At 53.2% G+C, this 7219-nt stretch carries 7 protein-coding genes; 2 read left to right on the top strand and 5 right to left on the bottom strand.

Annotation, left to right across the window (positions count from 1 at the left end):
* From VEI96_00745 to VEI96_00730, 4 genes are all read right to left on the bottom strand, one after another.
* Positions 1-471 (bottom strand): hypothetical protein (locus tag VEI96_00745; GenBank protein HXX56509.1); only part of this gene is annotated, 471 nt, incomplete at its 3' end.
* A 481-nt stretch (positions 472-952) separates the two neighbouring features.
* Complete coding sequence (locus VEI96_00740; protein HXX56508.1) at positions 953-2497, bottom strand: hypothetical protein; 1545 nt, start codon at positions 2495-2497, stop codon at positions 953-955.
* Positions 2498-2660: 163 nt separating this feature from the next.
* On the bottom strand, positions 2661-3110 hold the full coding sequence (locus VEI96_00735; protein HXX56507.1) for a hypothetical protein: 450 nt from the start codon (positions 3108-3110) through the stop codon (positions 2661-2663).
* A 569-nt stretch (positions 3111-3679) separates the two neighbouring features.
* Complete coding sequence (locus tag VEI96_00730) at positions 3680-5650, bottom strand: secretin N-terminal domain-containing protein (protein HXX56506.1); 1971 nt, start codon at positions 5648-5650, stop codon at positions 3680-3682.
* On the opposite strand from VEI96_00730, the gene VEI96_00725 reads away from it, so the two are divergent.
* Together VEI96_00725 and VEI96_00720 are read left to right on the top strand one after the other, a co-directional pair.
* Positions 5626-5814 carry a hypothetical protein gene (locus VEI96_00725; GenBank protein HXX56505.1) on the top strand — a complete coding sequence of 63 codons (189 nt, stop codon included), beginning with the start codon at positions 5626-5628 and terminating at the stop codon, positions 5812-5814. The two genes, VEI96_00730 and VEI96_00725, sit on opposite strands and share 25 nt — an antisense overlap.
* Positions 5815-6160: 346 nt before the next feature.
* Positions 6161-6595 (top strand): DUF296 domain-containing protein, encoded by a 435-nt coding sequence (locus VEI96_00720; protein ID HXX56504.1) that lies wholly within the window; start codon positions 6161-6163, stop codon positions 6593-6595.
* Between the two features lie 47 nt (positions 6596-6642).
* On the opposite strand, the gene VEI96_00715 is transcribed toward VEI96_00720, so the two are convergent.
* A partial coding sequence (locus VEI96_00715; GenBank protein HXX56503.1) for an RluA family pseudouridine synthase occupies positions 6643-7219 on the bottom strand: 577 nt, incomplete at its 5' end.

Raw genomic sequence — 7219 nt, 5'->3', positions numbered from 1 at the left:
CGGGGGCGTCGAAGTGCTGCCGTTTGTCTTCTTCACAACTACGGCAGCGTGGGGGGCGCTCTGCTGTTGATTCGTCGCGATCCTCAACTGGCCGTTGCCTCCGCAATTGGCGGGCAGTGTAAAGTAGTAAAGTCTTGTCTGGCCGCCGCCGAGGTTATCAAATGTCGGATTGGAATTCATCGCGAGATACGTGCCCTGATATCCTCCTCCGCTCGGTGGAGGTGTCGGTGTCGGCGTAGGGGTCGGTGTCGGTCCTGGTGTCGGCGTAGGGGTCGGCGTGACGTTGCCGGCATTACAAATCACATTGACAGTGATAACCCCGTCATCGACTTGAATATTGCTCAGGGTCAGGTAGCCGCCGTTGCAACTGAAAGATGACCCGCCGTTAATCGTAACAGTGGTTTGCGCCATAGCGATTGACGCAAAGGCCACCACAAAAATTACCGCCAACATGATCTTCAACCCTCTCATCTTATCCTCCTTACAGATGGTCCGTTAATAGAAAATCACCTATCGAATTTTTAAACACTCCACTTTATAATTTAGCCTAATCTTCGCTTTCTGTCAAATGATACATATTTCATCTATTTCATTAATCTTGGGTGCCTCAAGATACTCATTGCAAATTCTATGCAATGGTGTTTCGGTGAAACTCGTGGAAGTCCAGGTCAAAAATCTGCGCACTCTTTGTTAGACACTCGTCAGCGAAACCTCATAAATCTCGTTCCTTCTCCGCATCCCTATCTTCCCGGTACCCTCGTTGGCTTGTTTTTGGATATCGGAAATCCCGCCTTCCGGCTTGACCGGTAGGAGTGGAAGTGCCAAAAAACGGTCTCGGACATGACAAAATATGACACAAGAACGCTCATACGGAGGGTATAGAAAATCACTTTCGGGGAAAAGAAAAAGGGGGCCGAAGCCCCCTTTTGATGCTAGCGAATCACCGTCCCGATTATAGGGTTTCGGGATCGATTTGGGTCGTGTACTGGAGCGGGATCAGACCAGAGAAGTCCGAGCCGCCAAAGGTCATGACTGCGTAACCGATCGCGGGAAGACCATGCGAGACAGCAGAGCCTCCGCCCGGATCAGGATCGGTACCGTCCGTAGAGCAGATCGCCGGCGGACCATCACTGGCGTCACAAGCTGTCAGATGAGGGACCGCAGGCGCCCCTGTGGCACCGGTCGTGAGATTGATCTTTATCCAGCCGAAGTCGAAGGCTGTTGCTATCTTCGTTACGACGTCGGACGTGAAGATGCCGCTGCCGTTGATGTCGATGAGATTAATCTCGTGCGGGAGTTTCACCTCTGTTCCCGGAGGGCAGGGCGAGAACTGGCACGATGACGTCGGCGAATGCTCAGCATCGTCAAATACGGTTATCGCTACGCGCGGGTCGTCAAAGATGTCGTTTCCGACTTCTTCAGCTGATGTCCCGAGAGGACCCGGATCGCACTCGTTCTCTTCTGACTCGAAGAAATCGACATGAGTCGCCCACTTCGTCGGGAAATTGACGATGAGCTCGGTCTTGCCGTTTAACCCAGCCTCGACGTCATAGATAGACATGACAGCGCTCTTCGTCAGGGCGTAGTTTACCGGTCCGATGTCGCCGGACTCGCTGTCCTGTTTGAGGTTCGGCCTTGCCGATGTCAGCGAATTCGAGATGTCGGCATTTGCGAAATCAGCAAGAGCAGTTGCCGCATAGGCGAAGGTCGCGCTCGATCCGAGGTTGACGATGTATGCATGTCCCATCAACACATTGGCGACATCAACGCCGCCGGCAGGTCCGCCACCCGTGGCTACCGTGTCGATAGGGGCGCCGTTTGCGTCAACATCGAGCAGGTCACCGCAGGTGCAATCCGGCAGGCCTGTGGTGCCGCAAGCGGAGCTCAACTGTCTTTCGCCGAGTATCTCGAAATAGCCTTCCCTTGTCTGGTCAGCGGTTATGCCGAGATTGGAAGTTCCGAACTTGAACTCAACGCCGCCCGGAAATGCCGTCGGGAATATGACGGCAGGGTTCGGATTGCCGGCGGTCGCAACCGACGCCTGGATAAACGTGTCGGTATCCGTCGAGAAGAGCCTTCCTGCTCCGTTCGAATCGCTCTGGATCTGGCCGGTCCACATGTCGTTCTTCGTCAGACAGATGTCGAAGTCGAGCACTTCCTGGCTGCCGTTGTCACAACCCGGGATAGTCGGTCCACCGACCGTCTGAACGAGCGTAGCTGCTTCTCTGAACCTGATCCTTACCCTTGCTCCGACCGTGGCGGTGTTTGTCACGGTGAAGATCACTTCATTGTTGTTCCTGACATTGTAATAGCCGTAAATCAGGACATCGCCGAGGCCGCCCGGATTCACGAATACATTGACAGGTGTTCCCGACGGTAATGCTGTCGGGTCCGCGAGAGTCTGCCTTGAAGACATCGAGTCGATGTTGAGCGCAAAGGCGGTCCCGAAGCTCAATGCCAGCAGAAGCATTGTGATGAAAACTGCTTTCTTAAACATTTACTTTCCTCCTTTTCGATAAAATTCTCTGATGGAATCAGATTCCTAAAAAGCTCTCTATATTAAGTCGACTGCCTTCAATGCTCCGCCGCTCATCACCTCCTTCTCTTTCAGTTTTCGGTAAAGGTCTTCTCATTAAAAAAATACTCTCCATCCGTTCTTCCTAAGACCCGGTAAAACCTTCAGGAACATGATACCATATCCCTTCAACCTTTACCCATTTCTCTTTTATCAAAGAATCGTGTCCAGGGTCCTTAAGCCCCGGGACGTTTACTTTAACCTTTACGTTCAAATCAATCATCGCCGTATCGTCCTGTCTCTTCACATTGTCTATGCTCGCTCCCAGCCACTTCACGACGCGGGTATTGAACCCCTTTATGTAGCTGACCATAGTAACGTTCTTCCGGTACAGGGGCAGTTCGTATTGATAGCTCTTGTCGAATTCCTCATGCATCTTCAGGTTCCAGTAAGCCATCACCCTCTCTTTCAGCACCTCTTCGTCGGAAACCTTAACTGCCTCTTTTGTAGCACATCCGGAAAAAATAATCAAGAAGAATATTATGGTTAATGAAAGATGCTCAACCTTTTTCACACTTTCTTCCAGTATCTCCAACCCACCTCCAATCTGCTAAAAAATATACTAAAAGATATTCTATATGTCAAGAGCTTTTTCCCTCTTTTTTTTTGTTTTCGTTTTTCCCTGAACTTTTTTTCATTTTGCCGGGAAATATCTCCGTCCGCAGTTCCCTCCATTTCAGTATAAGCAATAATCAGGCCACGAGAGAAAAGTGAGAATTTTTCTGCCCCTCCATCATAGAGGAGATGCAATCTGTGGCTCTTTTTCGTAGCACCTGTGTAATATTTAAAACAACGGCGTTCTCAAGAGAGACGAAGCCCGCCATCCTATCATTACGTCATGAGTATGCGTGCATATCGTGTTGCAAAATTCTTGCCTTTGAAATTGATATCCTCACCTCACCCTCACGGACAGGAAATACTCCTTCTCTGGTTTGATTTTTGATAAACAATACGAAACTTTTCGGTTCCCTCGAGGAAGTTGACAGGTTTCCGAAGCGTTTCTCGGAGCTAAATGGATGGATATACCATTCTCTAAATGAGGATAGATATCTTTATTTGGGGAGGTTTTCTGTCCGAGCGCAGGTAATGCACCCGTCAGGATTCCTAAGGATTAGCCTGCGGAGGAACACTGGCGGAGCCGGGAAGAGAAGCGTCACCATTGCCTGAACCCTTATTTCCACTCTGCTTTCCCTGAGGGATCCCTTTCTGCAGGAACTGATCAATCTCACTATCTCTGGCGGTCCCTCTATATCTCTCGACATACCCTGCGGTAACATTCTCGGCTTCCTGCAGACTCCTGACGACATGAGGCGTGAGCAGCATGATAATTTCCGATCTTAACTTGTCATCATTCGTTGAGGAGAAGAGAGTCCCGATGAGGGGGATCCTGCTGAGAAAGGGAATTCCCGAGACACTCTTTGAACTGTCTTCCCTGATGAGGCCGCCTATAATGATCGTCTGCCCGTCCCTGGCGACCATATTTGTCGTCGCCTCCGTCTTGAGTATCTGAGGGTTCGAGGTCCCGCCGACAATAACATTTTCGCCGAGCTGGGAGACTTCCTGCGATATCTCGAGAGAAACAAGCCCGCTGTCGTTCACCTGCGGTTTCACCTTGAGAATAATTCCGATGTCCTTGTACTGAATCGTCGATGTCGCTATGGTCGATACCGCGGCCCCTGTCGTTGATATCGGCTGCGCAGTCGTAGAGGTCGCGAGGGGCACCTGTGATCCGACCTGAATCCTCGCCTCACGGTTGTCGGATACCAGAATGTGCGGCGCCGCGAGAATCTTTGCTTTAGAATCGATCAGGGCAGCGGTAATTTTGGCCCTCACGATGCCTGAAGGATCGGTGGCAACCAGGGTAAACCCCTGAGTGGAGAGTGAGGTGTCACTCGCACCCGGGGCATTGAGCCCTATGCTCCCGGAAAGCGGCATCGGCGTAGTCGTGATAGGCTTCAGATCTTGTATGCCCAGGTTGGTGATGAGAGAATAGGAAAAACCGAAACTCGTGTTGTCATGCAGTTCCACCCTCACGAGAGTCGCTTCGATCACGACCTGCCTCGGAACGATATCGATCTTCTTTATCGTCTCGGCTATGAGCGCATAATCTTCCGGGGTCGCCATGATGATCAGCGAATTCGTGATCTCGTCCGAGATAATCTTCGTCACCTCGGACACAAGTCCCCCCGCCCCGCCGGGCGCCCCCATCGAGATCTGGGCCTGCTGGACTGGTTGAGCCGGTTGCGGAACCGCCGCAGGTTGGCCAGGCTGCGCCGGTTGGCCGGGTGTCGTCGCTCTCGGCGGCGTCGTCGCGCCTGCCGGCGCCTTAGCGCCGAGGAATATCTGTTGGAGCAGGGCGGCAACGTCCTTCGACTTTCCGTTCTGGACGGGATATACGAAGACCTTCGGAGTCACCTGTTTCAGCTCCTCGCTGTCGAAAATCTCGACGAGCTGGAGCAGACGCCTCACATTGGCGTCCGTATCGGAGATGATGATATAGTTGCCCTTCGGCACATCAATGATGACGGCGTTCTTTGAAAGGAAGGGGGTGAGCACCCTCACCATTTCCGAGGATTGGGTATACTTGATCGGGACTACCTGGACTAACGCCTTCCCGCTTATCTTGACGTATTCCGAGTCCCGCCCCACCCCGACAGGCGCCGGCTCCTTTGATATATCCGCGATCGGCACGATCCTGTAAAGCCCTCCCTCTTCCACAATGCCGATACCGTTGAGCCTCAGGATGACCTCCATCAGGGGAAGCACGTCCTCCTTCGCGACCGGCGCCACGGACCTGAATGTCACTCTCCCTTTGACGCTGGGGTCTACTATGTAATTCACCTTGAGGACGTCTCCGAAAATGGTCTGGACTACGGAATAAACATCTGCATCATCGAAATTAAAGCTTACCTCCCCCCTCTTTGCCCCAGGTTGCCTGCCCGCGGAAGGACGTCCCTGCGGCTGCGGCTGAGGCTGAGGTTGCGGCTGTACCTGCGGTTGTGGCTGCGGCTGTGGCTGCGGCTGTGCCTGTGGTTGCGGCTGAGGCTGCGGTGGTACCTGTGGTTGCGGCTCCAGCTGCGGCTGCGCCTGTGGTTGCGGTGGTACCTGCAGTTGCGGCTGCGGCTGCGCCTCTGGTTGTGGTGGTACCTGTGGTTGCGGCTCCGTCTGAGGTTGCGTCACCGGCTGAGAGGTCTGAACGGGTTGAGGCGGCTGCTCGGATGGAGACTGTGCAGGGGTAGACGTTTCGGTCGGCGCGAAGATGTTATTCGGTTTCGACCGTGGCGTCTGGCCGAAGAGACCCGCCATCTGCCGCGGCGCCTCCTGCGCATAGAGATTCGCTGCAGATAATGGAAATGGGCCAACAGCCGGAATAAGAGAAGTGAGGAAGACTAGCAGAATGGCGATACCTGATAACTTACGCACCTTCCTCCGGAAAAAATATCTAACCATAACCGTTAAGAATAATACCAGATTAGTTTTTTAAATAGCAAACAGCCGACCTCTCTCCCAAAGGACCTTTGAGCTTTTGCGCTTCCTTGCGGTATGATACATTCACCCTATAATCATAAAGGAGATAAGACTTCTATGCAATACCAAGCCGGTCATATCGGAAGGGTTGTTGTTGCCCGATTCGAAGATAGAGAAGACGTGCTCGGCAATCTCATAACCATAGCGAAGAAGGAGGATATAAGGGCTGCCGCCTTTTACCTCGTCGGTGGAATGCGGGATGCAAAGATAGTAGTAGGTCCTGAAGAGGAAGAGATGCCGCCCATACCCGTCTGGAAGGAACTCGGGGAAAGTCACGAGACCGTCGGTTTCGGTACCATATTTTACCAGGGTGACGAGCCGAAGATTCATTTCCATGGTGCGTTCGGTAAGAGGGATTCCGTGAAGGTCGGCTGTGTGAGGGAACGGTCAGAGACGTTCCTCGTGCTTGAGGCGGTAATTCTCGAAATCAAGGGAGTTACAGCAACAAGGGAATTCGACGCTGCATCGGGATTGACGCTTCTGAAACTGTAAATTCGACATCCAACGGGTCGGCACATTATCCCCTGCCGGCATATGCTCTACCGCTTATTATCATCACACAGCGCATCAAGCACCGCCTGCATATCAGCAGGGAGAGGGCTGGAGAATTCGCGGTACTCACCGGTGACCGGGTGCTGAAACCCCAGAGTCTCCGCATGGAGCATCTGGCGGGGGACCGCTATCGTTTCTTTCCCCTTTTCGATCACCGTCTTGTGGCCGTACGTCCTGTCGCCGACGACCGGATGCCCGATAGACGCAAAATGGACCCTGATCTGGTGCGTCCTGCCGGTGCCGAGCCTGGCGTAGATCATCGTGGCCGGTCCGAAACGGCGTATGACTTCCCATCGCGTGACGGCTTCTCTGCCCCTCCGGACCCGTGTCGACATCTTCTTCCTGTCCGTCTCGGAGCGGCCGATGGGAAGCGATATCTCGCCCGCGTCCGCCTTCAGGCTTCCGTAAATCACTGCGATATATCTCCTTCGCAGGGCCCTCCGCCTGAATTGCTCCACAAGGTTATAGTATGCTCCGTCATCGACGGCTACCACCATGACACCCGATGTCTCCTTGTCGAGTCTGTGGACGACTCCCGGCCGTAGCGGACCACCCACCGCCGCA

The organism is Thermodesulfovibrionales bacterium, assembly GCA_035622735.1.
Classification (GTDB): domain Bacteria; phylum Nitrospirota; class Thermodesulfovibrionia; order Thermodesulfovibrionales; family UBA9159; genus DASPUT01.
Note: the sequence above shows the minus strand (reverse complement) of the source record. Positions and strands in the feature narration are given on the sequence as shown.